The following is a 25083-nucleotide window of genomic DNA, read 5'->3' as shown; positions in this document are numbered from 1 at the left end:
TTCGCTAGCGCTCTTCGATGCGAAATTGCGGCGCCTCTCGAGGGCCGCACGCAAGGACCCGAAGATTCAAGATCGCCCGTGCTTCACCGATCACAAAAAAATAGTATTCGGCGAAACAACCGTGCCTGGCTCCCTCAGGCTGGACGTACCGTAGCTTGTAAAGGATGACATCCTGAACCGAGCCGAGCTGGTCCGTGATCCGGGGTTCACTCACAAGGAAGCGTCGGGCGCTTTCTTGCGTTCGATCGAAATATCGGATCCCGGCCCAAATCAGGAGGAGTACCGTCGCGACGACGAGCCCTTTGAAGGGCCACTTGGAGGTCACTTTTTTCACTTGCAAAGACAAAGTGAGCCGAGGCTCATGTAACCGCCAAATTCGACGTCCATGGCTATCATGAGACCCACTTTCGCACGCATCGATCCGAGACCGAATTGGCGAAGACTCGTTTCAAAGTAATCGCCCCCCAGTTTCGTAGTCAACGCGTTACCGCTTCGAATCTTTGTCCCCACTCCAACGGCGACAGTCGGAACACTGACCTCTGCACCGACAGCCACGAATGACCTGAGGCGTCATAGCTGAAGCTCGCCTCCAGCCCGGGCTGGCTCACGCCCACCAAGCGGTTGTCGGCATCCCAGCGGTAGGTCGTCTTTCGCGTTGATGCAAGACCTGATTCCACTAAAGGGATGGGGTTCAGGGCAGGCGCGGAACATGCCGGTCTGGTCGAACGACCTTCCAGAATGACACCTCCGCAAGTGGGCCGCACAGCAGGGCAACAGCAACGGCCAGCGTCAAATCTGACCTCCCAAGGCTCAACCAGTTCGCGTGTACCGCGTATATCAACGCCACGCAAAATAGCAAAGACGTACCGAACCCGCCAAACGCATACGACCCTACCTTCGCCCTCCCGAGTCGAACAAGGATCAAATGGAGCGGTATGCCAACTGCGATGAACAGAGCCAGCCCCGCCATTGCCGCCACGGCCGCCACGACAGTGCCGACAAACGCAAGCGCGCTGCCAGCTTCAGCCATGGATGGGACGTACGGAAAGCTGATGGCGGCCATGTAGGGGATGGCCGACAAGAAGCCGACGAGGGCACACACGCCGACTCCTGCCCCCATACCAAGAACGCACCTCATTACTTGCTTCATGTGATCGCCCGCCTCCACTGAAGCATCGTCGTCTCATTACTTGCAGTTGGGGCACCAATAGCCAGGCAGCACGGGCGTTGTTCCAAATGGAGTCCCGCCAAACGTTGAAGGCGGCAGGCCATACTCTCCAAACACTTGCCAATGAAAGGCGGCAACTCCATCTGCTGTAGGGAAGGCTGCAGCGCTTTGACTCTGGGGAAGCATGTTGGCGTAGGCCTTCGCGAGCTGCTGCCGTATGTCATTCATGACCTTTTCCCTGCTGAGGCACACACTCTTTTGCATTTCCAACTTATCAAGTGCGCCCTCAAGGCGGCCATTCGCCAGAGCGCCTGCAAAGTTGTCATTCGCAGCAACGTGCCCGGCAAAACAGGCGTATGAATCGCCCCCCGCGCAAGCAGCTTGGTAGTAGGCAGCGTAATTTCCGGTCATGGCTAGCGCTGATTCCGCCGGAGTAGTCCAACAGCCGCTCCCGTTGCACCGCAGCCCCATCGGATCAGTTCGGCTCGTCGGGCTGCCTCCGACATATTCATACGTGTTGATGCCACCGGCGAGTCCAATCGGATCACTTTGGACAAACCTGCCAATCACCGGGTCGTAATACCTCGCTCGGTAGTAATACACCCCCGTCCCATCATTCTCCCGCCCCGTGTACTGGACCGGATTGCCTGCATCGTGGTTCCCCCGTACGGCAGTCTCTCCGTACGGGCTGTAGGCGTACGTATTGCCAAGCCCCGCCCCCGCCTCCGCCCTCAACTCCGCGATCACGCTGTTCAGTGCATCGGTGAGAAGCACGCGCCCGCCTTCAGCGCTGGGCTTTCCATTCGAATCCAGCGCCAGCCGCGCGATACCCTCATCGAGGCGCAAGCCCGTGAGCAGCCGATGGCTCAGGCGGCCGTCTCGGATCTCGCCCAGTGACTGCTGGCCCTCGTACAGGTACTGCACCGTCGACGTCGGCTGGCCCGCTCGGGTGATGCTGGCCTGGATGCGGCGTCCGAAGGCGTCGTAGCTGAAGCTGGACTCCACGCCCGGCTGGCTCAGGCCCACCAAGCGGTTGTCGGCATCCCAGCGGTAGGTCGTCTTGTCGGCCGCGTCCGCGGTGTTCTGCTTGGCGACCAGGTTGCCGTTCGCGTCATGGCCCAGGCTGTAGGACTTCTTCGCCCCGCCGATCTCCAGCGTCACTGCCGTCATGCGGTTGCCCGCGTCGTACGTGGCCTCCATCGGCGTGTCGCTCAACCCCACGCCGTAGTTTTTGACCGAGGCGCGTACCGTGCGCCGGCCGTTGGCGTCGTAGCCGTAGTCGATCTGCTCGATCAGCTGCTCGCCCGCCGTGCCTTCGTTGCGCAGGTAGCGGATCTGCGCCAGGCGGTCCGTGGCGTCCCACCCATAGCGCTGGGTGACGGCATCCAGTTGCTCGCCGGCCTGCACCTTGCGCGCGGCGAGGCGTCCGGCGACGTCGTACTTGTAGCGGGTGGTGTGCGACTGGCCTCCCAGGGTCGTGGTGTGCGAGAGCAGCCGCCCGGCCAGGTCCCAGGCGTAGTCGGTGGTCTCGGGCTGTGCGATGCCCGTGCCGCTGAGGGTGCGGCGCGTCACGCGGTCGAGGCTGTCGTAGGCATACCCCAGTCGGTGCGAGCCAGCGGCCGTGGTGGTGTCCACCTGGACCACGCGGTCGGCCGCGTCGTACCGCCAGCTCGTGACGGTGCCGCCGTCACGCACCTGCGCCAGCCGCCCTGCCGCATCGTGCTGGAACACCATGGTGCGGTCGGCCTTCTCGACCTGCGCGAGCGCGCCGCGCGCGTCATAGGCGAGGCGAGTCACCTGGCCCTTGGGGTCCGTGACAGCCACGGTGCGGCCGGCGGCGTCGTACTCGAAGCGCGTGACCAGACCCAAGGCGTCCGTGCTGCGCTCGAGGCGACCGTTCGCATCGTAGGCATAGGCTTCGATCGTGACCCCGGCCTGGTTGACGACACCGGTCAGGCGGCCCGCCGCGTCGTAGACAAGGCGCGTGTCCTGGCCCAGGGCATCGGACGACAGGGTCGGATGGTCTGCCGCGTCGTACTGCTGGCGGCTCGTGTAACCCAGCGGGTCGGTGACGGTCGCCACGCGGCCGAGCGCATCGCTCACGATCCGCGTCTCGTGGCCGAGGGCATCCGTGAGCGTGGCCAGGTCGCCCTCCGGGGTGTAGGTGGAGGTGAGCAGGCGCGCCGTGGCCGGCATCGTGGACGGCGCACCCGCAACCATCACGGGCACTTGAGCGGCATCGGCACGCACGGGCAATGTCAGTCGCTGGAGCAGGCCGCGGCTGTCAAAAGCCCAGCGCGTGACCAGGCCGGTCGCGTCGGTCCACGACGCCAGGTTGCCCTTGGCGTCGTACGCCAGGCTGTCTCTCACCGGCGTGTAGCTGACCTGCTGGCCCGCCTGCACGCTGGGAACGCCCAGCAGGAACCGTGTCGAGCCGGCGAGCCGTGTCGACGAGGCGTCGTAGCTTCGCTGCAATGACCGCCCGAGCGGATCGACGATCCGGACCGCGCGGCCCAGGTCGTCATGGTCGGTCTGCGTCTCGCGGCCCAGCGGGTCGATGGACTTGACCCGCTGCTGCCTTGCGTCATAGAAGTGACGCGTGGTCTGCCCGCTTTCATCGGTGACCTCCGTCGGCATGCCGCGGGCATTGAACCGGTAGACGCGTTGCTGGCCATCGGGCGTGGTCACGCGGGTCTCGACATTGACGCCGCCGAAGAAGCGCCAGCCGGCCTCCAGGGTCTGCGCGCTCTCTACCTCCGGGCAGGTCCCACCGCCCGGCAGCGGCTGCCCGGCGCGGCAGGTGGAGAGGAAGGATTCGGTGGTGCCGCCACTGGACCGGGGGGGCTCGATGATCCGGGCCACGCAGGCACCGACGCGGCGGTAACTGAACCGCCAGTCCTGGCCCTGGGACGTCACCTGCCGGACGATCCGGTCCGTGCCGTAGGTGTTGACCGTGGGCGTCGACGAGGTGGGGTACCGGATCGATGCGATGCCCTCGAAGCCCTGGGGAAGCTCCCCCTCGCAGGCGGTGATCGTCTGCGAGAACCAACGCGTGCAGTTGCCGCTGGCATCCACGGCGCTGCACCCCGCATAGGTGTTCCGGTAGACCGGGGGCTGCCAGTAGCTGAACACCGTCTCCCGGCCCAGCGCGTCCGTGACGCGCTGGATCCGGTGGCTGGCCGTGTAGTCGAACCGCTGGCGCCGACCCGTGTGGTCCGCCATCTCGCGGACGAAGCCGTTGCTGCCGTAGGTGAAGGTGATGCCCCGCTTCTCGGGCGCGGTGATCGACTGGATGCGGCCATTGTTCTGCCGCGCCACCTGCGTGATGTTGCCGTTGGCATCGGTCTGCTTCGTCAGGAACAGAGGCGGCCCGCCGCGGATCAAGCCGCTGATGCCTGGGAACGGCTCGAACTGCCAGCGCGTGCCATCGGGCCTGACCACCTCCCACGTCCCCGACCCCAGGCTGCGCGCGAAGGTACCGGTCAGCAGCGGGTTGTCCGCCGGGCGGTAGGTGCCGGACCCGTCGTCGACCAGGTTGACGAGGCGGCCGCCCGGCAGGACCAGGCGCTTCTGCGGTCCGTCGAAGGGAAGGAAGCTCACGTCATGGCCGAAGGTCCAGCCGAGGCCGAAGCTGGCCACGGTTCCGGCGCGGTTGTTGAACGCATCCACCGGGTTGAAGGCCAGCGAGGTCTCGACCGGGGAGACGCCGCCACAGGACAGGCCGCCCACGGACGCCAGCTCCTGCCCGGTGAAGAGGTCCACCGGGTTGCCGGCGCTCGGCGTCGGGCAGGTCGGGGGCGGCTGCGGCGGTTGCGGCGGCGGCGGGCAGCTGAGGGACACAAGACCGCACACCCCGCAAAACCGCGGCAGGCCCACCCCCGGGTCGCTGCGCACGGTGCGCCCGTCCTCGCTCACCGTGCCGGTGCCGGCCTTCTTCCACTCGCCGGTGCCGCCCATGGGGCTGCCGTCGAACCACCAGATGTCGACCTTCTCGCCGGGCTCGCGCTCGGCCACGTTGGGCAGCTGCACCGGGATCGGCGCGCTGGGGATGCCGCCCATGGGCGTGCCGAAGTACAGCTGGTAGGCCTCCTTCATCGGGAAAGGAGGCGCGCCCACTGGCAGCCGGTCCGGCGTGAGCCGCTCGACGGCGATGCGGGTCTTCTTCACGCCATCCCAGCCGGTGATGCTCACGCCCGCCGGGAGTACCACGGCAAAGCCGGGGTAGCGCTCGTCGGTGATGGCCTGGTCGCGCGTGGCGTTGTCGATGGGCTTGAAGCGCTCGTTCGGCGGCGGCGGGTGGAGGACCCAGTCGGACACCGTGAGCAGCTCGCCGGCGGCGAGCGTGACGTTGTAGGGCCAGATGGGGTACAGGGCGTGGGCCGGCGTGGCGTCGAAGCGCAGGGTGGTGACCCCCGCGGGAAGCCCGGTGATGAGGAAGTTGCCCGCCGCGTCGCTCACGACCTGCTGCGTGGTCGTGTCCTGGCGCACGATCACGCCGGCCACGCCCACGCCCTCGGGCGTGACGAAGCGCCCCTTGACCCCGGTGAGCCCCGCGCCCGCCACGGTCTGCACCTGGACCCGGCCTTCCCGGCTCCAGGGCACGCCATCCAGCGTGGCCTCGGCTCGCACGGTGACGGTGGCCGCGCCCACCGCCGCACCGCGCCCGGCCTCCAGCACCAGGCGGCCGGACTGGAAGGCACTGAGCATCGGCGGCTCGAATCGGGCCGTCACCCCCGCCGGCAGGCCCGTCACGCTCAGACGGGCCAGGCCTTCGTAGGCCCGGGTGCCCTGGCTCGCCAGGGCCAGCGCCACCTGCGCATTGGCGCCCTGCACCAGCTGCAGCTGCGAGGGGCTGGCCTGCAGCTCGAAGTCCTGCTCGCGCAGGACGGTGAACACCGGGCTGCTCGCCGTGCCAAGCGCGTGGGTGACGGTGATGGGGCCCGACTGCGCGGCGCCGGGCACCTCGACGACCAGCTGCTCCCCCGAGCCGGAGAGGACCGTGGCGGGCACGTTGCCGGCGAAGGCGACGGCATTGGCGCTCGCCGGGCTGGCGAAGGCGTTGCCCTCCAGCGTGACCCGGGCGCCGGGCGCCGCGCGATCGGGGACCACGCTGCGGATGGCGGGGCCGGTCGGCGCGGCCGGCTCGATGGTGAAGGCCAACTGGGCGGGCGCGAATGGCGCGCCGCGCGCCTGCAGCGTCACCGTGCCGGCGGCCATCGCGCGCACCGGGATGCTGACGCTGGTGAGGCCGGGCCCCACGCTCGCCGCTGCGGAGAACTGCAGCGTGCCGCTGCCGCTTGCATCGAGCTGGATCGGGTAGGCGGCGGCGCCGGCCGGGTACGGCGTGGTGATGCTCACGGTGGCCGTTTCGCCGACGGTGAGCCGGGTGCGGCCGGTGGCCATCGCCAGGGGCGCGGCCGGCCCCACGGTCGCCCGGGCCTGCCCCACCACCGGGTCCGGCTGGGGCTGGCTCCAGGTCGGTGACACCGCCTGGCTCGCGCTGACCGTGGCCTGCCCGGCCTGCAGGCCGGTGACCTGCCCGCCGGGATCGACCTGCGCCACGCTGGCCGGCGCGGCGCGCCAGGTGGTGGCGGCCTCGCCCGTCACGTCACGCGTGCCGGCATCGGAGTAGGTGCCGATGGCCTGCAGCGGCAGGCGCTGGCCGGGCGCGAGGGACGGCTCCTGCGGCCGGACAGCCAGCGAGACGAGCTCCGGGGGAACGACCTGGACGCTTGCGCGCACCAGGGCTCCCTCCAGCGAGGCCGAGAGCTCGGCACGGCCCTCCTGCCGCGCCAGGACCGGCACCTCGACCTCGGACTCGCCGGCCGGCACCGTGACCTGCGCGGGCGCCTCGAGGACCGAGGGCTGGGCATTGCCGATCGCCACCACGGTGTCGGCGCGGGGGGCGCGGTCGAGTTGCAGCCGCAAGCGGCCGAGCCGGCCCCGGGGCAGCTCCTGCACCGAAGGCTGCAGGGCCGCGACCTGGGGCGGCGACGGCACGACGCGGACCGTGGCAGACAGGTCGGAGCCGGGCACGCTGGCCATGACGCGGCTGGCCTCGGGGGCGAGGGCCAGGACCGGCACGCGCAGCTCGAGCTGGCCCGCGGGGACGGTGACCGAGGCCGGCACGCGAACGACCGCCGGGTCCTGCACCGACAGGGCCACGGCCACCGGTTGCGGCTGCGCGGCCGACAGCCGCAGAAGCAGGAAGGCCGCCGCCCCCTGCTGCACCTGCCCCAGGGCGGGCGTGAGCGAGGCGAGGGACACGGGCCGCGGCGGGCCCACCGTGAGGTGGGTGCGGCGCTGGCTGGGCCCGTCCGGGCCGGGGCGTTCGGCCGTCACCTCGGCTTCGCCGGCCGACAGCGCGGTGACGGGCACGATGGCCGTGGACTGCCCCGGCGCGAACACGACCTGCGCCGGGACCTGGACGATGCCCGCCGGCGTGGCGGACAGGTGCAGGCGGGTCTCCTGCGCGGGCGCCGCCGACAGGCCTACCCGCAGGGCCGCCTCGGTACCCACGGCGAGGCTGCTCGCCGCAGGCTCGAGGCTGGCCACGGTGACCGGCACCGGCATGACCTGCACACGCGCCAGGACACGGGACTCGCCGAGGGCGGCCTGCACGGCCACGTTGCCGGTGGCGCGGCCCCGGACCTCGAAGGCGGCCTCGGACTGGCCGGCCGGCACCACCACGGAGGCGGGGCCTTCGATCACCCCGGACGGCTCGGACGACAAGGTGACCACCGTGTCCGCGGCCTGTGCGGCCGACAGCCGCACCGTGAGCCGGGCGCCCGCCTCCGGTTGCAGGGTCAGGGTGCCGGGCAGCAGGCCCGCCACCACCGGCGGCAGGGGCACCACCTGCACCTGCGCGGTCGCCTGCGACGAGGCCGCTGCGGTGCGCATCTGCGCGACGACCTGCACCGGGCCGGCGCGCAGGGCCTGGGCCGTGAAGGTGGCGGTGTCCTGCCCGGGCAGCACCTCGACGGCGGCGGGCACGGCCAGGCGGGCCGGGTCGGAGCTTCTCAACTCCACCACCAGCGTCTCGGCCGGCGGGCGCGGCGCGATGCGCACGCGGAACTCGCTGCCGGCGCCTTCGCGCAGCGTGGCGCGGGCGGGCTCGATCCCGATGACCCGCGGCGGCATCGGCAGCACGCTCACGCGCGACACCAGCGACTGGTGGGCCAGCCTGACCGTGAGGGAGGCCGTCCCCGTGCGCAAGGCCTTCACCGGGATGCTGATGCGGCGATCGGCCTTGGTGAAGCGGACCTGGGCCGGCACCTCGACGACCTGCGGCGGGCTGCTGTCCACATGCAGGACACCCGGCCGCCCCGACCAGGCCGCCAGGGTGACCTGGAGCAGGCCCGACTGCCCCTCGCGCACGACCAGCGTCCCCGGCTGCAGGTCGAACAGCTCGGGCGCCTGGGGCCCGTGGGGCACGGCCTGCGCGGGCAGGCCGGCGGCCACCAGGAGCAGGCCCGCGAGGTGCAGCCGGCGCATGACGGGCACCCGCGCGCGCCAGGCGCCCGCGCACCGGCGAAGGAGATCCAAGGCTGCACCGATCATGTCGCGCCTGTCCGTGTGGGTTGCGGGGCCGCCGTGGTGCGGCGGGTCAGCCGGCCACGCCGACCTGGGCCAGCACCGAGGCCGGCACGGTGTGCACCTTGCCGCTGACGGTGATCAGGCGCGCCTGGGGCTCGCCCGTCGCGCCGAGGCTGGCGATCAGTTCCACCTTCTCGACACGCTCGTTGCCGGCAAAGCGCGAGAGCGCCTCGCCCATGGCGACCACGACGGTGTAGGTGGTGGTGGCCTGCAGCACGCTGGGGCCCTGCGGCAGGTTGACCGAGACGCTGGCCTGGCCCTCGCTGGCCGTGCCGGAGATGGCGGGGCTGAGGGCCTCGATGGGGTTGCCGTAGGCGGGGACCACTCGCAGGAGCACCGTGTTGCCGGTCGGGACGTTGGTGGTCTTGAAGGTGACCGTGACGGGGTTGGGGGTGTCGGCGGCGAGCGCGACGTCGGTCGTGCCGTTGGGGACTGGTGGCACGGCCACACCGGCGACGGTCTCGATGCGCAGCGAGGGAATGCTCGAGAGGAAGACGGGACCGGGCTGGTCGGCGCTGTAAGCGGGGCCCGATAACCCGTTGAAGGTCACCGCTTCAGCCTCCAGGCGAATCCGCCCGGGGGCACCGCCATAGTTGTTGAAGCTGCCGGTGTCCATGCAGTACTGACGCCGGCGGTTGCTGTCATGGATGCACCCCCCATTGGCCAGCAGCGTGCCGCCGCCCGTGATCGTGGTGGCAACAAGGCGGATCGCCCCCGCCGAGCCTCCTCCACCCAGCCCGCCGGCTCCGACGCCACTGGCAGCCCCGCCATCGCCCCCCGTCACATCGATCACCCCGCTGGCCGCGATCGTGATCGTTCCGGAGGCGGCCAGCAGCAGGGCTCCGCCGCCACCACCGCCCCCGGCGCCCGGGTAATTGGAGCCACCGCGTCCGCCTCCCCCGCCGGAGCCTCCGAGCAGCGGCTGCAGGAGGGCGGACCCGTACGGCTTCGGCTGGAACGCAAAGGGGGGATAGCCGTAGTAGTACGTACTGCAGGCGGTATTGTTGTTCGAACCGCCGTGGGTCGCGTGCGAGGCCCCCTGCCCCACCCACCGTTGGTAGCCCCGATCGCTCTTGCCGCACTCCGCCTCACCCTCCAGCCCTCCGAGACCGCCCCCGGGTCCCAGGCCTGCGCCGCCGCGGATGATCTCGGGGCGCATGGACGCGTCATCGCGTCCACCCCGACCTCCGTCATACCCCCCGGGGCCGCCGGCCCCTGGCAGGCCGTCATCCCCCAGGACGCCCGAACCATAAGTGCCCGAGTCCTTGGCATCCTCGCCCCGAAGGTCCAGGAACCCAGCGACCGTCGCGTTCCCCGACACCAGCAGGTAGACGGGTGTGTTCAGGGTATTCCTCTTGAACTTCACGGTCACGCCTTGGGGGATGTTGATCGAGGTGTAGTTCAGGACACCCGAGGGCGGCAGCTGGATCTCGGTGTTGACGGTTGGCGCGAGCGCGCCGTCAGCGCCCGTGCTCCCACTGTCGAACGCATGCGACGGGGCAGAAAGGGACGCGGCAACCAGCGCCAGCGGCCAGACGCGGCGGCTCGCAATGGACAGGGCAGCGGGCAGTGTCATGGGTTCCTCCTTGGGGCAATGGATGTTGGACAGGGTGATCGGGGCGTTCAGCGTCTCGTCGCTTATGGCTATTGGGGAGAGACCACCTCGACGCTGACCGCAGGCGTCGGCTCATGACTGGTGAGTGCCCCCGGGGTCCGCAGGCGGATGACGCGTTGACCGATAGGCGCATCGGCCGCCACGGTGAGCTGCACACGGAGCAACTCGCCCAGCTCCGTGGCGCTCCAGGCCGGTGCGGTGAACGCGATGCCGAAGCGCAGCCCCTGCGCAGGCTCGGCGAGGACTTCGTAGACGTCCTTCAGGCCCTGGCCACGTACGGTGAAGGTGTAGGTCTTGCCCGGCTCCAGCACGATGGGCTCAACCGAGTGGATGGCAGTGGGCGGCGCACCCACGCTGACCAGCATGTCGTTGCGCCCGACCGCGGTCACACCTTGCGCCGCGGTACCGGTGCCCGAGAGCACACGGATGCCGTACAGCCCCGACGGCGCGGACCCCGCGACACGGACGGGCAGCGACAGCGAGGTGCCGTCAGCACTGGCGACGGGCGTCCCGAGGGTCATCCCGTCAGGACCGGCGACGCGGGCCGCGGTCACGCGGTCGAGTCCGACGCCCGTGAGCGTGAGGACGCCCGAGCTCCCCGTCTCGAAGCCAGCCGGGCTGCGCGGCTGCATCCCGGTCAACGCGGTACCGACGAGGACGCCCACGGCCGCAGCTCTGGCGGCCCTCGGCTCTTCGACCGACGCGACGGGCAGGTTGAAGGACACCCCCACGTGGGGCGCATGTGCGGCGCGAGGCTCGGAGGCCGGCGCGCTGACCATTCCCCGCCGCACGCCCACCGGGGGGGCCGAGATCGCGTCACGCAAGGGCCCGGCCTTGGTCGCCACCTGGAACGTGTTCGCGGGCTGCGGCGCCGCGGGGGACTCGCCGCCAGCCGCCTGCACGATGACGACGCGCTCGCCTGGTGCCGCCCCGGCCGCGACCTGCAACTGGAACGTCAACTCGGTGCCGTCCGCGCTCGCCACGAAGGGAGGCGCGGGCACCAAGCCCCCCGGGGGCTCGATGCGAACCCCCTGCACGTCGGAGAAGTTCACGCCCCGCAGGTGCACCGACGCCGACTGGCCAGCCACCACCACCTGCGGCTTCACGGCGACCAGCGCGGGGGCGGGTGCGACGACGAGGAACTGGTCCCCCCCGGGAACAGCGAACTTGAGGTTGCCGGAAGCGGTGGACAGAACCAGGCGGCTTGGCGTGCGAGGGGCATCGGCCGCTACCGAAAGCGGCAGCGACAGGCGCGTGCCATCGGCACTGGCCTGGGGTGTTCCCAGCGCCAGGCCGGCCCCCGGCCGCAGCTCGGCCCGTGTCACGGCCTGCAGCCCGGCACCCGACACCTCGAGCACCAGCGAAGTCCCCAGGACGCCCGTGGCCGGCAAGACCCGCCCAGCGCCCGCCCCAAGGCTCACACCCACCGGGGACGCGAGCCAGGTCGATGCAACCGTAGGCCCCGCACCGGCGTCACCGCTTCCGAACCGCACGCCCACGACTGGCGAGGCAATGGGCGAGATGCCCTGCCTGACCTCGCGCACGATGGTGAACTGGTTGGCGCTGGCCGCGGCCGGGTCGCTCGTACCCGAGGGGGTGGCGACCTGCACGGTGCGCGCCCCCGGCTGCGCCAGAGGATCGACCTGTACCTGGGCAATGAGCTCACGTCCGTCGGCGTTGCGGACGGGCTGTGCATCCACCGCGAGATCCACGCCAGGTTGCAGCAGGAGCTGTCCCTCTTGCAGATGCGCTCCGCGCACCAGAAGCTGCACGCGCTGGCCCGGGACCGCGAACAGCGGCTCGATGGAGTCGATCCGGGGTTGGCCCGTGGTCAGAAGGAGGATCGCCTGGTTCGGATCGGCGAAGGGCACGGGCTGTCCTGCGGCCGTCGTCACGACCAGGCGCCGCGGCCCGGTCGCCGCATCCGCCCGGGAGGTGACGGCGAGCTCCCAACGGTTCGATGCCGGCGGTGCGGCCGACACGGAGAGACCGGCTGCCGGCATGACGGATACCCTCAGGTCCGGCGGCAGGGACTGCCCCTCGAGCGTGAGCGTGGCCACGCTACCGACCGCCATGGCCTGCGGCGCCATGCGCGTCAGCACCGGCCCGCGCACGAGGCCCACGCGCGGCGCGGTGAAGGTGCCTGCCGCGGCGACCTGCGCGGCTTGGCCGGCTGGCCCGACCTGCACCTGCACGGCCCGGGCGTGGCTGGTGTTCACGCCACGGAAATCCGCCGTGACGAACACCGGCAGCGAGGCCGGCGCGAGCAGCGCCGAGGTGAGCGTGAGGGTGGCGAAGCCGTTGGCGCGCGGCACCACCTGCATGAGCGCGGTGGTCTGCCCGGCGGGGAGGGTGACGCGCGCCGCAGGCACCGAGACCCGGGAGGCGTCCGAACTGGCGACGGTGATCTCGTGGTCGACCACGTCCGGCGCCGTCAGCCGCAGGGCCACGGAATGCGGCGCGTTGTCCGGCGGCAGGGCCAGCGGGCTGGGCTCCACCGAGAGCACGGGCAGGGACGGGCCGACGGTCAGCGGGATCGACGAGGTGCCCTGCGCGCTGGAGAAGGTCAGGGCCTGCGGACCGAGCGGCACGACGGCACTGACGGCGAGGTCGGTCCGCAGCTGCGTGGCGGACTGCCGCAGGTTCGACAGCACCAGCCCGGGGTCGCCCGCGCGCAGCGTGCCCACCAGCAGCCGCTGGCCCGACAGGACCAGCGACCGTGTCTCGCCGCGCCGCACCACCGAGGGCGTGACGGACTCGAGCACCGGTGCCTGCGCCCCGGCGCCGGCGCGACGCACAGAAAGGATGTTGCCCGCCGGGTCATACACATAGTCGGTGACGAGGCCGGCGGCATCGGTGTGGCGCACCAGGCGGCCCAGCGGGTCGTAGTCGTAGCGCTCCTGGCCGGCGCGCGCCGCGGACAGCCCCGGCCCCGCCAGGAGGAACAGGAGGACGGCGATGCCCGCGCCAGCCCGCCGGACCCACGCGTGGAACGAACCCGATTTCCCCCTGGTCGTGCGCGGCACGGCATCTCCCTGGTGTGGGGCAACGCGCCGTGCCGATTGGCTGGCCGTTGCCGATGGGGGCGGAATCTATCAATGCTTTCGTATTAAAAACAACCGCTTCTTCATCACCGAACCGCTCCTCATGACGAACGTATTCCTGCTGAGTCGCCGCAGCGTGTTGCTGCTGGGAAGCAGCGTCGCCTGGCGCGGCCTGGCGCACGCCGGCCCCGCGCCGGCGACACCCGCAGCACCGGCCTCGCCCTGGTTCGCACGCGAGGTCCAGGCGCCGTCCGCACCGCCCCCGACGCCCGCCCTGGCAGCCGGCGCCCCGGCGCACCTGGCGCACTGGCCCCGCCTGGTCCTGCGCCTGGTGGTCAAGTACCAGCAGAACCCGCTGCGCGCCGCGCGCGCGCTCGCCCACGTGCAGGTCGCGCTGCACGACGCCTGGGCCCACGCCTCGCGTACCTGGCCCGGGGCCGGTGCGGCCGGCGAGCTGGCGGCCCACCAGGCGGCTGCCCGCGTGATGGCGCAGCTCTATCCCAATGAGACAGCCGGCGTGTTCGAGGCCCACCGCGCGCACCTGGCCGACGCGCTCACGCTGCCGGACGAAGCCCGCGCGGCCGCAGCGGCCGTGGGCAATGAGGTGGGCGAGGCGCTGGTCGCCCGCAGCCTGCGCGACGGCGCCGGCCGGTCCTGGCCGCCGCGGCAGCGGCCCGCAGACTTCCTGGGCGCGTGGCAGCCCACCTGGCCGCTGTATGCCGCCAACCCGGCGGAGGGACTGGCGGGCCAGTGGCGCCCCTGGGTCCAGCCATCGGCAGGCCGCCATGACCCGCCGCCGCCGCCCCGGCCGGGCAGCGCGCGCCACCGGCAGGAGGCGCAGGAGGTGCTGGACGCGGCCCGGGCGCTGGACGACGGCCAGCGCCGGGCCGCGCATGCCTGGCACCTGGAGGCAGGCTCGGTCACCCCGGCGGGCGTCTGGATGCAGCACACGCTCGAGGCCCTGGGCGAGGCCGCGGCGCAGGCGCCCACACCCGCCGAGGGCACGGCCCTCCTGCTGCGCGGGGTCACCGCCGTGGCGGTGGCCATGCACGACGCCTTCATCGACTGCTGGCGCGTCAAGGTCCGCGACTGGAGCGAGCGCCCGATCACCGCCGTGCGGCGCGACCTGGACCCGGGCTTCGAGCCGCTGCTGGTCACGCCCGGCTTTCCAGCCTACGTGTCGGGGCATGCCACGGTGTCGGCGGCGGCAGCCGGGGTCCTGGGCCACTTCCTGCCGCAGCGGCGCGCAGCCTTCGCCGCCATGGCGCAGGAGGCGGCGATGTCGCGCCTGTGGGGCGGCATCCACTTCCGCAGCGACAACGACGAGGGCCTGCGGCTGGGGCAATCGGTGGCGCAGGACGTGCTCGCCGCGCTGCGCGGGCCCGCCGCACCGGGCGCGCCGGGCCAGGCGGCGCTTGCGGGTTTCGCAAGCCCCGAGCGTCCGGCCTAGCCCCGAGCGTCCGGCCTAGCGCAGGACCTGCGAGGCCACGCCGCCCGGCCGGCCGCCGCACAGCGGCTGCACCGTGGCCACCGTGCCCGCCGCCGGCCGGTCCGCGGTGAACGCAGGCTCGGTCACCCGCGCCTGCGAGACCAGGACCATCGTGTCCTCCACCTGCGCGGCCTGGCCTGCGGGCGCGAACAGCCGCACCTGGTACGCCTGCGCCCCGGGCACCGCCGGCCAGGCGACGCGCGTGCCGTCCTGGCGCAAGGCACCGGCCGGCAGCGAGCAGGCGGCGCGCAGGTCGATGAAGAAGGCCGGTCCCCGGGCGTGCAGGTCCTGCGCCTGCAGTGACGGGCAGCCGCGGCTGACGACCACCTTCACCGCGGCCCGTTCCGCCGGCAGGTCGGCGGGCAGCGTCCACCGCGTGCCCGCCACCTGCACGTCGTGCGAGGCGAGCAGGCGCGACTCCGGCAGCACGAGGGCGATCTGGACCCGGTGGCTGGCGCCGGCCTCGCCGTCCCAGCGCAGCGTGGGCCGCGGCTCGTCCAGGACCTGCCCAGCGGCCGGCCAGGACAGCGGAACGAGCGTGCAGGCCCTGGCCGACGCCGACGCGGCCAGGAGCGCGAGGGCAGCGAAAGTGGCAGGGGCGGCCAGGGAGGCCCCGGAGGCGGCCAGGCCGCGACGCGGGCGGGGCGGGTACATGGCACGGGACGCTAGCACCGCGCCCGCCCGCCGGCGACCGCGTTCGTCCAGCGCCCCGCGGGCCTTCATCCGCGGAACAGCCCGCCCACCAGCCCGCGCAGCCACCGGTGCCCCGGGTCGGCCTCGAAGCGCCGGCTCCAGTGCAGGGAGACGGTGAAGTCCCGCAGCGGAAACTCGGGCTCCACCAGCACGAAGCCCTCGCCGAAGCCGCGCGCGATGTTGCGCGGGACGATCGCCGCCAGGTCCGTCTGCCGCACGATCGAGGGCAGCGCCAGGAAGTGCTCGGTCACCAGCCGCAGCCGGTCCTCCAGCTTGAGCAGCTGCAGGATGCGCAGCGTGTCCGCATGGGTGCGCACCGCCGCGAACTCCAGCTCGCCCAGGGCCGCGAGGAGCGCCGCGCCGGTGCGCCGCCGCCGCAGGAAGGCATGGCCGCGCCGCAGCAGCAGGATGTAGCGGTCCTCCAGCAGGCGCTGGCTGCGCGTGTCCCGCACCATCGGCAGGAAGCCGAAGGCGAAGTCCACCCGCCCGGTGTGCAGGGCCTCGGCCAGCGCCTGGCGCGGCCAGGGCCGCGCCTCCACCCGCACCCCCGGCGCCTGCTCGCGCAGGGCCGCCACCAGCGGCGGCATGAAGCGGCTCTCGCCGATGTCGCTCATATGCAGCTCGAAGGTGCGCCGCGACCGCAGCGGGTCGAAGCCGTCGGCCTCGCCCAGGGCCGCCTGCAGCGTGGCCAGCGCCTGGCGCACCGGCTCGGCCAGGCGCTCGGCGCGCGGCGTGGGCTTGACGCCGCCCGGCGCCCGCGTGAACAGCGGGTCCTGTAGCAGGCCGCGCAGGCGGGTGAGGCCCTGGCTGGCGGCGGGCTGGGTCAGGTCCAGCTGCTCGGCGGCGCGGCTGACGCTGCCGCACCGGTGCACCGCGTCGAACAGCCGCAGCAGGTTCAGGTCGATGTCCTTGATATGCATTCAGCTTATTCCGGATAGTCGATTCATTTTATTGATTGATGAATTCAGGCTGGCGACACTGCCGAACCCACAACGACGACACCGGGAGACACCCCCTTGGAAGTTTCATTCGGCAGGGAGATCGAATCCCTGCGCCTCGGGGAAGGCCAGACCTTCCACGGCGAGGGCATCCTCGCCATCACCAAGGCGCTGCTGCAATCCGGCGTGGCCTATGTCGGCGGCTACCAGGGCGCGCCGGTCTCGCACCTGCTGGACGTGATGGTCCAGGCCCGCCCCTACCTCGACGAGCTCGGCGTGCACGTGGAGGCCTGCGCCAACGAGGCCTCGGCCGCCGCCATGCTGGGCGCCTCCATCCACTACCCGTTGCGCGGCGCGGTCACCTGGAAGTCCATCGTCGGCACCAACGTGGCCTCGGACGCGCTGTCCAACCTCGCCTCGCCGGGCGTGGTGGGCGGCGCGCTGATCGTGGTGGGCGAGGACTACGGCGAGGGCGCCTCGGTGATCCAGGAGCGCACCCACGCCTTCGCGCTCAAGTCGACGATGTGCCTGCTCGACCCGCGGCCCGACCTGCCGACCATGGTGAACATGGTGGAACACGGCTTCCGCCTCTCCGAGGCCTCGAACATGCCGGCGATCCTGGAGCTTCGCATCCGCGCCTGCCACGTGCGGGGCAGCTTCGAGGCGCGGGACAACCAGCCGCCCCAGGTCTCCACCCGCCAGCTCATGGCCGACCCGGCGAAGTTCGACTACATGCGCCTGGCCCACCCGCCGGTGACCTTCCCGCAGGAGAAGCTGAAGCACGAGAAGCGCATCCCCGCGGCCCGCCAGTACATCCTGGACAACCACCTCAACGAGCTGATGCCCGGGCGCCACGACGAGGTGGGCATCATCGTCCAGGGCGGCCTGTACAACGCCCTGGTGCGCAGCCTGCAGCAGCTGGGGCTGGCCAACGCCTTCGGCGAGAGCGAGATCCCGCTGCTGGTGCTGAACGTCACCTACCCGCTGGTGCCCGAGCAGGTCGCCGGCTTCTGCGCCGGCAAGCGCGCGGTGCTGGTGGTGGAGGAAGGCCAGCCCGAGTACATCGAGCAGGAGATCGCCACCCTCCTGCGCCGCCGCGACATCGGCACCAAGCTGCATGGCAAGGACCTGCTGCCCCAGGGCGGCGAGTACAGCGTGGAGGCGATCTGCGGCGGCCTGGTGCCCTTCGTGGCGGCCCACCTGCCGGCCAGCCCGCTGGACGCCGCGCGCCAGTGGCTGGCGGGCAACCGCGAGCGCCGCGCCGCGGTCGCCGCCGAGGTCGGCCGGCCCCTGCCCGCGCGCCCGCCGGGCTTCTGCGTGGGCTGCCCCGAGCGGCCGGTGTTCTCCGCGCTCCAGCTGGCGCAGCAGGAGGTCGGCAAGGTCCACGTGGCGGCCGACATCGGCTGCCACGCGCTGGGCACCTTCGAGCCGTTCCACACCGGTCACTCCATCCTGGGCTACGGCATGAGCCTGGCGAGCCGCGCCGGCGTCTCCCCGATGATGCAGCGGCGCACGCTGGCCATCATGGGCGACGGCGGCTTCTGGCACAACGGCCTGCTCACCGGGGTGCAGTCGGCGCTGTTCAACGGCGACGACGCGGTCCTCCTGATCTTCAAGAACGGCTACTCCTCGGCCACCGGCACGCAGGAACTGATCTCGACGCCGCCCGAGGACGCCAAGGCCGGCTCCGCGGACAAGGGCCAGAGCCTGGCCCACACCAACCGCACCATCGAGAACACCCTGCAGGGCCTGGGCGTGAAGTGGATGCGCACCGTCAACACCTACCAGGTGGACGAGATGCGCGACACGCTCAAGGAGGCCTTCACCAGCGACTTCAACGGCCTCAAGGTCATCGTCGCCGAGGGCGAGTGCCAGCTGGAACGCCAGCGCCGGCTCAAGCCCTGGATCGCCAGCCTGCTGAAGAAGGGCGAGCGCGTGGTGCGGGTGAAGTACGGCGTGGACGAGGACGTGTGCAACGGCGACCACGCCTGCATCCGCCTTTCCGGCTGCCCCACCCTCACGCTCAAGGACAACCCCGACCCGCTCAAGGTCGACCCGGTCGCCACCGTGATCGACGGCTGCGTGGGCTGCGGCCTGTGCGGCGCCAACGCGCACGCGGCCACGCTGTGCCCCAGCTTCTACCGCGCCGAGGTGGTGCAGAACCCGCGCTGGCACGAGCGCCTGCGGGCCGCCCTGCGCCGCGGCCTGGTGCGCGCGCTGCAACCCGCCTGAGCCGCGAAGGACATTCCCATGGACAACAAGCAACCCGTCACCCTCCTGCTGTGCGCCCTCGGCGGCGAAGGCGGAGGCGTGCTGACCGAATGGCTGGTGGAGACGGCCCGCCACGCCGGCTACCCGGTCCAGGCCACCTCCATCCCCGGCGTGGCGCAGCGCACCGGCGCCACCACCTACTACGTCGAGGTGTTCCCGCAGCCCCTCGCCAGCCTGGGCGGCCGCCGCCCGGTGTTCAGCCTCAACCCGGTACCCGGCGCGCTGGACGCCATCGTTTCCTCCGAGCTGCTGGAGACGGCGCGCCAGGTCGGCAACGGCATGAGCGCGCCGCAGCGCACCCGCGTCATCACCTCCTCCAGCCGCGCGCTCACCGTGAACGAGCGCATGCAGATGGGGGATGGCCGCGTCGACGCCGACCGCCTGCTCGCCGCGGTGCGCGGCTTCAGCCGCGAGCACCAGGTGTTCGACATGGGCGCGGTGGCCCGCGAATGCGGCACGGTGGTCAGCGCCGTGATGCTGGGCGCCATCGCCGGCAGCGGCCTGCTGCCGTTCATTCGCCGGGAGGACTACGAGGCGGTGATCCAGTCCGGTGGCGGCGCCTCGGCCGCCGCCAGCCTGCGCGGCTTCGCCCGCGCCTTCGACATCGTGGCCGGCGCGCAGGCGCAGGCCGCCCTGGTGCGCGGCCTCGTCGAGGCCGACGACGACGCCCCCGCGCCGCGCCCCCTGCCCGCCGACCTCGCCGCCCGCTTCCCGCAGCCGGTGCATGCCCTCCTGGGCCTGGGCCATGCCCGCGTGCTCGACTACCAGGGACCGGCCTACGCCGCGCTCTACGCGCAGCGCCTGGAGCGCGTGCTGCAGGCCGAGCGCGCCGCCGACCCGGGCGGCACGCAGGGCTTCGCGGTGACCACCGAGATGGCCCGCTGGCTGGCGCTGTGGATGGCGTTCGACGACATCGTCCGCGTGGCTGACCTCAAGAGCCGCGCCAACCGCTGGCGCCGCGTGCGCGAGGAAGTGAAGGCGAAGGACGACGACCTGCTGCAGGTCTGGGACCACTTCAAGCCCGGCGTGCCCGAGTTCGCCGCGCTGCTGCCGCCGTCGCTCGCCGGCCGGCTCCTGGCCTGGAACCGCCGCCGCACCGCGCGCGGCCTGCCGGCCTGGTCCATGCCGCTGAAGGTGGGCACGCACTCGGTGGGCGGCATGCTGGCGCTGCGCGCGCTGGCCTCGCTGAAGTGGCTGCGCCCGCGCGGCAGCCGCTGGGCCACAGAGCAGGCCATGATCGAACGCTGGCTGGAGGCCGTGGTCGCAGGCTGCGCCCGCGCCTGGTCGCTGGGCCACGAGATCGCGCAGTGCGGCCGCCTGGTCAAGGGCTACGGCAGCACCAACGAACGCGGCAAGGAGAACCTGCTGCACGTGATGCAGCACCTGGCCCAGGGCGCCGACCCGCAGGCCGCGGCGCAGGCCGTCGCCGCCGCGCGCGCCGCGGCCCTGGCCGACGAGGCCGGCACCGCCCTGGACGCCACCCTGCGTGCCCACGGCGCGCCGCCGCGGCCGCTGAAGGAACAGCCGATACGATTCATCCGCCGCGCCCGGCCCGCCGGGCAGCAGGCGGGCTGACCTCGAGCGGATCCCGAGACAGCTCCGCGAGAAGACCGAGAAGACCCCTGGAGACACGCATGAAGAACCTTCCCCGCCGGGCCCTCCTCGCCCTGGCCCTGTCCGCCGCCGGCCTGGCCGGCACCGCCGCCCACGCGCAGGCCCCGGCCTGGCCCACCAAGCCGGTGCGCGTGATCGTGAACTTCCCCGCCGGCGGCGCGGCCGACACGCTGGCGCGCGCCATCGGCCAGCCCCTGTCCGAGGCGCTGGGCCAGCCGGTGGTGATCGAGAACCGCGGCGGCGCCAACGGCAACATCGGCGGCGAGGCCGCGGCGCGTTCGGCGCCGGACGGCTACACCCTCCTCATGAGCTCCGGCGGCATGGTGTCGATCAACCCGCACCTGTACCCGAAGATGACCTTCGACCCGGCCAAGGACCTGGTCCCGGTGGCCTCGGCCGCCCGCGTCGCGGTGTACCTCATGGTCAAGCCGCAGCTGCCGGTGAACACGGCGCAGGAGTTCCTCGCGCACCTGCGCGCCAACCCCGGCAAGCTCACCTTCGGCTCGCCGGGCAACGGCAGCTCGCCGCACCTGGCGGCGGAGATGATGAAGTCCCAGGCCGGCGTGTTCGCGGTGCATGTGCCGTACCGCGGCGCGGCCCCGGCGCTGCAGGACCTGCTGGCCGGCCAGATCGATTTCCACTTCGACCCGGGCATCGGCCTGCAGCACGCCCGCAGCGGCCGCCTGAAGCTGCTGGCGGTGGGCAGCCTGAAGCGCTCGCCGCTGTTCCCGGACGTGCCCACGCTGCACGAGGCCGGCCTGAAGAACTTCGACGCCGACAGCGTGTTCGGCTTCTATGCCCCGGCCGGCACGCCGGCCGACGTGGTGGCGCGCCTGAACCGCGAGATCAACCGCATCCTGGGCACCAAGCCGATCCAGGACCGCATCGTCGCCCTGGGCGGCGAGGCCCTGCCGCTGACGCCGGCCGAGTTCGGCGCCCGCGCCACGGACGATTCGAAGCGCTTCGGCGGGATCATCCGCGAACGCAAGATCGCGGGGGACTGATGGCGCGCACCGTCACCTACACCCAGCGCGTCGAGTTCGGCGACTGCGACCCGGCCGGCATCGTCTGGTTCCCCAATTTCTTCCGCTGGATCGACGCGGCCTCGCGGCACTTCTTCATCGAGTGCGGCGTGCCGCCCTGGCGCGAGACCGAGAAGACCCTGGGCGTGATCGGCACGCCCCTGGTGGACACGCACACGCGCTTCATCCGCACCGCCAGCTACGGCGACACGCTGGACATCCGCGCGCACGTGGCCGAGTGGCGGGGCAAGAGCTTCGTGCAGCGCTATCAGGTGCTGCGCGGGGACACCGTGATCCTGGAGTGCGACGAGGTGCGCATCTTCGCCGGTCGGCGCGAGGACGGCAGCATCTTCGCGATGCCGGCGCCCGACGCGATCCGCAGCCTCTGCGAGTAGCCGGGGCCACCGGCGCAGGCCCCGGCAACGGGGCCCGCCGGGCTCAGGGCGCGGTCTTCGCGCCCGCCTGGAACCAAGCCCCCACCAGGGCGCGCTCGTCCTCGGTGATGTTCGTGCTGTTGTTCATCGGCATCAGGCGGGTGACCACCACCTGCTGGTAGACGGCCTGGGCGTTCTGCTTCACCGCCTCGGGGGAATCGAGGCGCACGTTCTTCATCTGCACCTGGGCGCCGTGGCACAGGTAGCAGCGCTGCTCCAGCACCTTCTGCACCGCGGCGAAATCAGCCGCGGGCGCGGCGGCCGCCGCCGGCCTGGCGGGCTGGGCCGCCGGCATCATCCACATCAGCGCGCCCAGGATCACCGCCACGCCCACCACCGCATACGGCAGCGGGTGCTTGTTGCGGCCCAGCTTCCAGCCGTGGCGCAGCACGAAGAACTGGCGGATCGCGGCGCCGGCAAACATCATCAGCACCAGCACCAGCCAGTTCTGCGGGTGGTTCCAGGTGAAGCTGTAGTGGTTGGACAGCATCGAGAACAGCACCGGCAGCGTGAAGTACGTGTTGTGCACGCTGCGCTGCTTGCCGCGCTTGCCGTGGACCGGGTCCACCGGCTGGCCGGCCTTGATGGCGGCGACCATCTTGCGCTGGCCCGGGATGATCCACATCGCCACGTTGGCGCTCATGGTGGTGGCGATCATCGCGCCCACCACCAGGAAGGCGGCGCGGCCGGCGAACCAGTGGCAGGCGAGCCAGGAGGCGATGACGACGAGCACCGCGACCAGCGCGCCCACGATGGAGTCGCCGTTCTCCTTCTCGCCGAAGGTGCGGCAGATCAGGTCGTACAGGATCCAGAACACCACCAGGAACGCCAGCACCACGGTCACCGCGGCGGAGGGCGACCAGTCCATCTTCGACGGGTCGATCAGGTAGGTGCGCGCGTTCCACAGGTAGGACACCGTGAGCAGTGCGAAGCCCGACATCCAGGTGGTGTAGCTCTCCCAGTAGAACCAGTGCAGGTGCCCGGGCAGCTTCGGCGGGGCGCCGGCGAACTTCACCGGGTGGTAGAAGCCGCCGCCGTGCAGCGCCCAGAGTTCACCGGAGACGCCCTGCTTCTTCAGGTCCTCGTCCACGGGGGGCGTGAGGCTGGAATCGAGGAAGACGAAATAAAAGGACGAACCGACCCAGGCGATGGCCGTGATGACGTGCAGCCAGCGAAGCAGGAGGTTGGCCCAGTCGAGGAGGTAGCTTTCCATGCGCAATGACACCTTCAGGACTGCTCACCACCGCGGGCGCTCTGAGCAGGGACAAGGCCGCGAACCAAGGGCTTGCGCATGAAGCCCGGCACCGCTGCGACCAATGGGAACGAAGTTTAAGCAACTCCCGCGCCGCGCCATCCCCGGGACATCACGTAGGCTGGCGCCGCAGCAGCAGTTGCGCCGCCACGCTCGCCGCGATCACCTCCGGCTCCTTGCCGGCCAGGCCCGGCAGGCCGATGGGGCAGGTCACCCGCGCGAGTTCGTCCGCGGTGAAGCCGCGGGCCTCGAGCCGGTGGCGGAAGGTCGCCCACTTGGTGCGGCTGCCGATCAGACCCACGAAGGGCAGGTCGTCGCGTTCGCGCAGGCGGCGCAGGCAGGCGGCCACGATGTCCAGGTCCTCGGCATGGCTGAAGCTCATGACCAGCACCTGCGAGCCGGGGGCGAGGTCGGCCACCGCGGCCTGCACCGGGTCGGAGTGCTCGCAGCGCACCTGGGGCGGCAGGCCAGCGGGAAAGATGCCGTCGCGGCTGTCGACCCAGGTCACGGCATAGGGCAGCGGCGCCAGGGCCCGCACCAGGGCCTGGCCCACATGGCCGCCGCCGAATACCGCCACCGGCTGCAGCGCCTGCGCGAGGCGCCGCATCAGCGCGGGCGCCGCGTCCGGCGTGACCGCCTCATAGGCCAGGTGCACCACCCCGCCGCAGCACTGTCCCAGGCTGGGGCCCAGGGGGTAGCGCTGCGCGCCGGGACCCGGCCGGCCGGCCAGGCGCTCGCGGGCGGCGGCGATCGCCTGGAACTCCAGCTGCCCACCGCCGATGGTGCCGGCGACCTCCTGCGCGAACACCAGCATCCAGGTGCCCGCCTCGCGCGGCACCGAGCCCTCGGTGGCGGCCACGCGCACCAGCACCGCGGGTTCGCGAGCGAGGCGTTCGGTCAGGTCGGGCGTGAGCAGATGCAACATGCTGGAAAGCGGCCGGGAGGCCAGTATGCTTGGGGCAGAAGCCAGGAGACATCATGAAGCATGCCAGCCCCTGGCGCCGGGCCCTCGGCATGGCCACCGGCGCCGCCGCCGCCTTGCTGGCGGCCTGCACCTCGACACCGGTCTCGCGGGACACCACGTCGGTGCCTGCCGGCCGCCCGCCCACCATCGACGCGGTGCCCGCGGCCCCCCCCGCCACCCCTGTTGCGCCGGCCCTGCGCGCCTCGCAGGCCACCTCGCCGCGCGACTACCGGCGCGACGCGGCCAGCCACCTGTATGGCCTCAACCGCGAGCGCATCTACCCCGGCCGCCTGCCCCCCCTGCTCTATGCGGTGGGGGTGCTGCAGGTGGAGCTCGATGGCGGGGGCCACGTGCGCGGCCTGAACTGGATGCGCGCGCCGCGCCATGCGCCGGAGGTCATCGCCGAGATCGAGCGCACCGTGCGGGCCGCCGCCCCCTACCCGGCCCCGGCCCGCATGGGGCGGGTCACCTACACCGACACCTGGCTGTGGGACCGCAGCGGCCGCTTCCAGCTCGACACCCTGACCGAAGGCCAGGACTGAGCCCGCCTCGCGGGCCGGCCGGCCCGCGGGCTCAGGAGCCCCGGTAGGTCGAATAGCTCCAAGGGCTGCAAAGCAGCGGCACGTGGTAGTGCGCCTGCGCGTCGGCCACGCCGAAGTCCAGCGGCACCTGCTCCAGGAAGGGCGGGTCGGGCAGCTCGACGCCCTTGGCACGGAAATAGCTCGCCACGTCGAACACCAGGCGGTAGCGGCCGGTGCGCAGGCTGGCGTTGTCATACAGGGGGCCGTCCGGGTTGCGGCCGTCGGCGTTCAGGGCGAAGCGGCGGACCAGCACCGGCTCCTCCCCCTCGTAGCGATACAGAGAAACACCCATGCCGGCCGCGGGGGTGCCGTGCATCGTGTCGAGGACATGCGTGCTCAATCCCATGGAAACCTCCAATTCGTAAACAGAAGTGTATACACTTTGCCGGCGATCCGTCACAA

General features: G+C 71.8%; 14 protein-coding genes. 6 read left to right on the top strand and 8 right to left on the bottom strand.

Translation table 11 applies throughout. The features are described 5' to 3' along the window. Positions 1-1186: 1186 nt before the first annotated feature. From ACT80S_RS14330 to ACT80S_RS14320, 3 genes are all read right to left on the bottom strand, one after another. A complete protein-coding gene (locus tag ACT80S_RS14330) occupies positions 1187-8713 on the bottom strand; it encodes an RHS repeat-associated core domain-containing protein (protein WP_377416920.1) in 7527 nt (2508 codons plus the stop codon). 61 nt (positions 8714-8774) lie between these two features. After that, the gene (locus tag ACT80S_RS14325) at positions 8775-10340 is read right to left on the bottom strand and encodes a hypothetical protein (protein ID WP_377416918.1); all 1566 of its coding nucleotides are present in this window, start codon (positions 10338-10340) and stop codon (positions 8775-8777) included. A 68-nt stretch (positions 10341-10408) separates the two neighbouring features. Further along, positions 10409-13405, bottom strand: coding sequence for a hypothetical protein (locus tag ACT80S_RS14320; protein ID WP_377416916.1), 2997 nt, complete (start codon positions 13403-13405; stop codon positions 10409-10411). 121 nt (positions 13406-13526) lie between these two features. On the opposite strand from ACT80S_RS14320, the gene ACT80S_RS14315 reads away from it, so the two are divergent. Further along, a complete protein-coding gene (locus ACT80S_RS14315; protein ID WP_377416914.1) occupies positions 13527-14873 on the top strand; it encodes a phosphatase PAP2 family protein in 1347 nt (448 codons plus the stop codon). A 15-nt stretch (positions 14874-14888) separates the two neighbouring features. Here the strand turns inward: ACT80S_RS14315 and ACT80S_RS14310 are convergent, their stop codons facing one another. Beyond that, positions 14889-15566 carry a hypothetical protein gene (locus tag ACT80S_RS14310; RefSeq protein ID WP_377416912.1) on the bottom strand — a complete coding sequence of 226 codons (678 nt, stop codon included), beginning with the start codon at positions 15564-15566 and terminating at the stop codon, positions 14889-14891. Positions 15567-15631: 65 nt separating this feature from the next. Further along, positions 15632-16525: a LysR family transcriptional regulator gene (locus ACT80S_RS14305; protein WP_377416910.1), complete on the bottom strand. Its 894-nt coding sequence runs from the start codon at positions 16523-16525 to the stop codon at positions 15632-15634. A 96-nt stretch (positions 16526-16621) separates the two neighbouring features. Between ACT80S_RS14305 and ACT80S_RS14300 the strand changes: the two genes are divergently transcribed. Genes ACT80S_RS14300 through ACT80S_RS14285 form a run of 4 tightly spaced genes read left to right on the top strand, consistent with a single transcriptional unit; the run spans position 16622 to position 21845 of the window. Then, positions 16622-18775, top strand: coding sequence for a thiamine pyrophosphate-dependent enzyme (locus tag ACT80S_RS14300; RefSeq protein WP_377416908.1), 2154 nt, complete (start codon positions 16622-16624; stop codon positions 18773-18775). A gap of 18 nt (positions 18776-18793) precedes the next feature. Further along, positions 18794-20389, top strand: coding sequence for an indolepyruvate oxidoreductase subunit beta family protein (locus tag ACT80S_RS14295; protein WP_377416906.1), 1596 nt, complete (start codon positions 18794-18796; stop codon positions 20387-20389). Positions 20390-20448: 59 nt separating this feature from the next. Continuing rightward, positions 20449-21432, top strand: a complete 984-nt coding sequence (locus tag ACT80S_RS14290) for a Bug family tripartite tricarboxylate transporter substrate binding protein (RefSeq protein WP_377416904.1) — start codon at positions 20449-20451, stop codon at positions 21430-21432. Further along, on the top strand, positions 21432-21845 hold the full coding sequence (locus ACT80S_RS14285; RefSeq protein ID WP_377416902.1) for an acyl-CoA thioesterase: 414 nt from the start codon (positions 21432-21434) through the stop codon (positions 21843-21845). Before ACT80S_RS14290 ends, ACT80S_RS14285 begins: the two co-directional genes overlap by 1 nt. A gap of 43 nt (positions 21846-21888) precedes the next feature. Here ACT80S_RS14285 and ACT80S_RS14280 read toward each other — a convergent pair whose 3' ends face one another. Continuing rightward, positions 21889-23097: a urate hydroxylase PuuD gene (locus tag ACT80S_RS14280; protein WP_377416900.1), complete on the bottom strand. Its 1209-nt coding sequence runs from the start codon at positions 23095-23097 to the stop codon at positions 21889-21891. Between the two features lie 151 nt (positions 23098-23248). Continuing rightward, the gene (xdhC, locus tag ACT80S_RS14275) at positions 23249-24061 is read right to left on the bottom strand and encodes a xanthine dehydrogenase accessory protein XdhC (protein WP_377416898.1); all 813 of its coding nucleotides are present in this window, start codon (positions 24059-24061) and stop codon (positions 23249-23251) included. Between the two features lie 53 nt (positions 24062-24114). On the opposite strand from xdhC, the gene ACT80S_RS14270 reads away from it, so the two are divergent. After that, a complete protein-coding gene (locus ACT80S_RS14270) occupies positions 24115-24642 on the top strand; it encodes a hypothetical protein (protein WP_377416896.1) in 528 nt (175 codons plus the stop codon). Between the two features lie 31 nt (positions 24643-24673). Here ACT80S_RS14270 and uraH read toward each other — a convergent pair whose 3' ends face one another. Further along, positions 24674-25027: a hydroxyisourate hydrolase gene (gene uraH, locus ACT80S_RS14265; protein WP_377416894.1), complete on the bottom strand. Its 354-nt coding sequence runs from the start codon at positions 25025-25027 to the stop codon at positions 24674-24676. Positions 25028-25083 lie beyond the last annotated feature (56 nt).

Source organism: Ramlibacter sp. MAHUQ-53 (assembly GCF_052600055.1).
This window is presented reverse-complemented; position numbering and strand designations above follow the sequence as displayed.

What these genes read in the sequence shown, in the direction of transcription:
- ACT80S_RS14305 (WP_377416910.1), bottom strand. Translation starts at nt 16,525, where the DNA reads ATGCATATCAAGGACATCGACCTGAACCTGCTGCGGCTGTTCGACGCG.
- ACT80S_RS14295 (WP_377416906.1), top strand. Translation starts at nt 18,794, where the DNA reads ATGGACAACAAGCAACCCGTCACCCTCCTGCTGTGCGCCCTCGGCGGC.
- uraH (WP_377416894.1), bottom strand. Translation starts at nt 25,027, where the DNA reads ATGGGATTGAGCACGCATGTCCTCGACACGATGCACGGCACCCCCGCG.
- ACT80S_RS14285 (WP_377416902.1), top strand. Translation starts at nt 21,432, where the DNA reads ATGGCGCGCACCGTCACCTACACCCAGCGCGTCGAGTTCGGCGACTGC.
- xdhC (WP_377416898.1), bottom strand. Translation starts at nt 24,061, where the DNA reads ATGTTGCATCTGCTCACGCCCGACCTGACCGAACGCCTCGCTCGCGAA.
- ACT80S_RS14310 (WP_377416912.1), bottom strand. Translation starts at nt 15,566, where the DNA reads ATGTACCCGCCCCGCCCGCGTCGCGGCCTGGCCGCCTCCGGGGCCTCC.
- ACT80S_RS14290 (WP_377416904.1), top strand. Translation starts at nt 20,449, where the DNA reads ATGAAGAACCTTCCCCGCCGGGCCCTCCTCGCCCTGGCCCTGTCCGCC.
- ACT80S_RS14315 (WP_377416914.1), top strand. Translation starts at nt 13,527, where the DNA reads ATGACGAACGTATTCCTGCTGAGTCGCCGCAGCGTGTTGCTGCTGGGA.
- ACT80S_RS14325 (WP_377416918.1), bottom strand. Translation starts at nt 10,340, where the DNA reads ATGACACTGCCCGCTGCCCTGTCCATTGCGAGCCGCCGCGTCTGGCCG.
- ACT80S_RS14270 (WP_377416896.1), top strand. Translation starts at nt 24,115, where the DNA reads ATGAAGCATGCCAGCCCCTGGCGCCGGGCCCTCGGCATGGCCACCGGC.
- ACT80S_RS14280 (WP_377416900.1), bottom strand. Translation starts at nt 23,097, where the DNA reads ATGGAAAGCTACCTCCTCGACTGGGCCAACCTCCTGCTTCGCTGGCTG.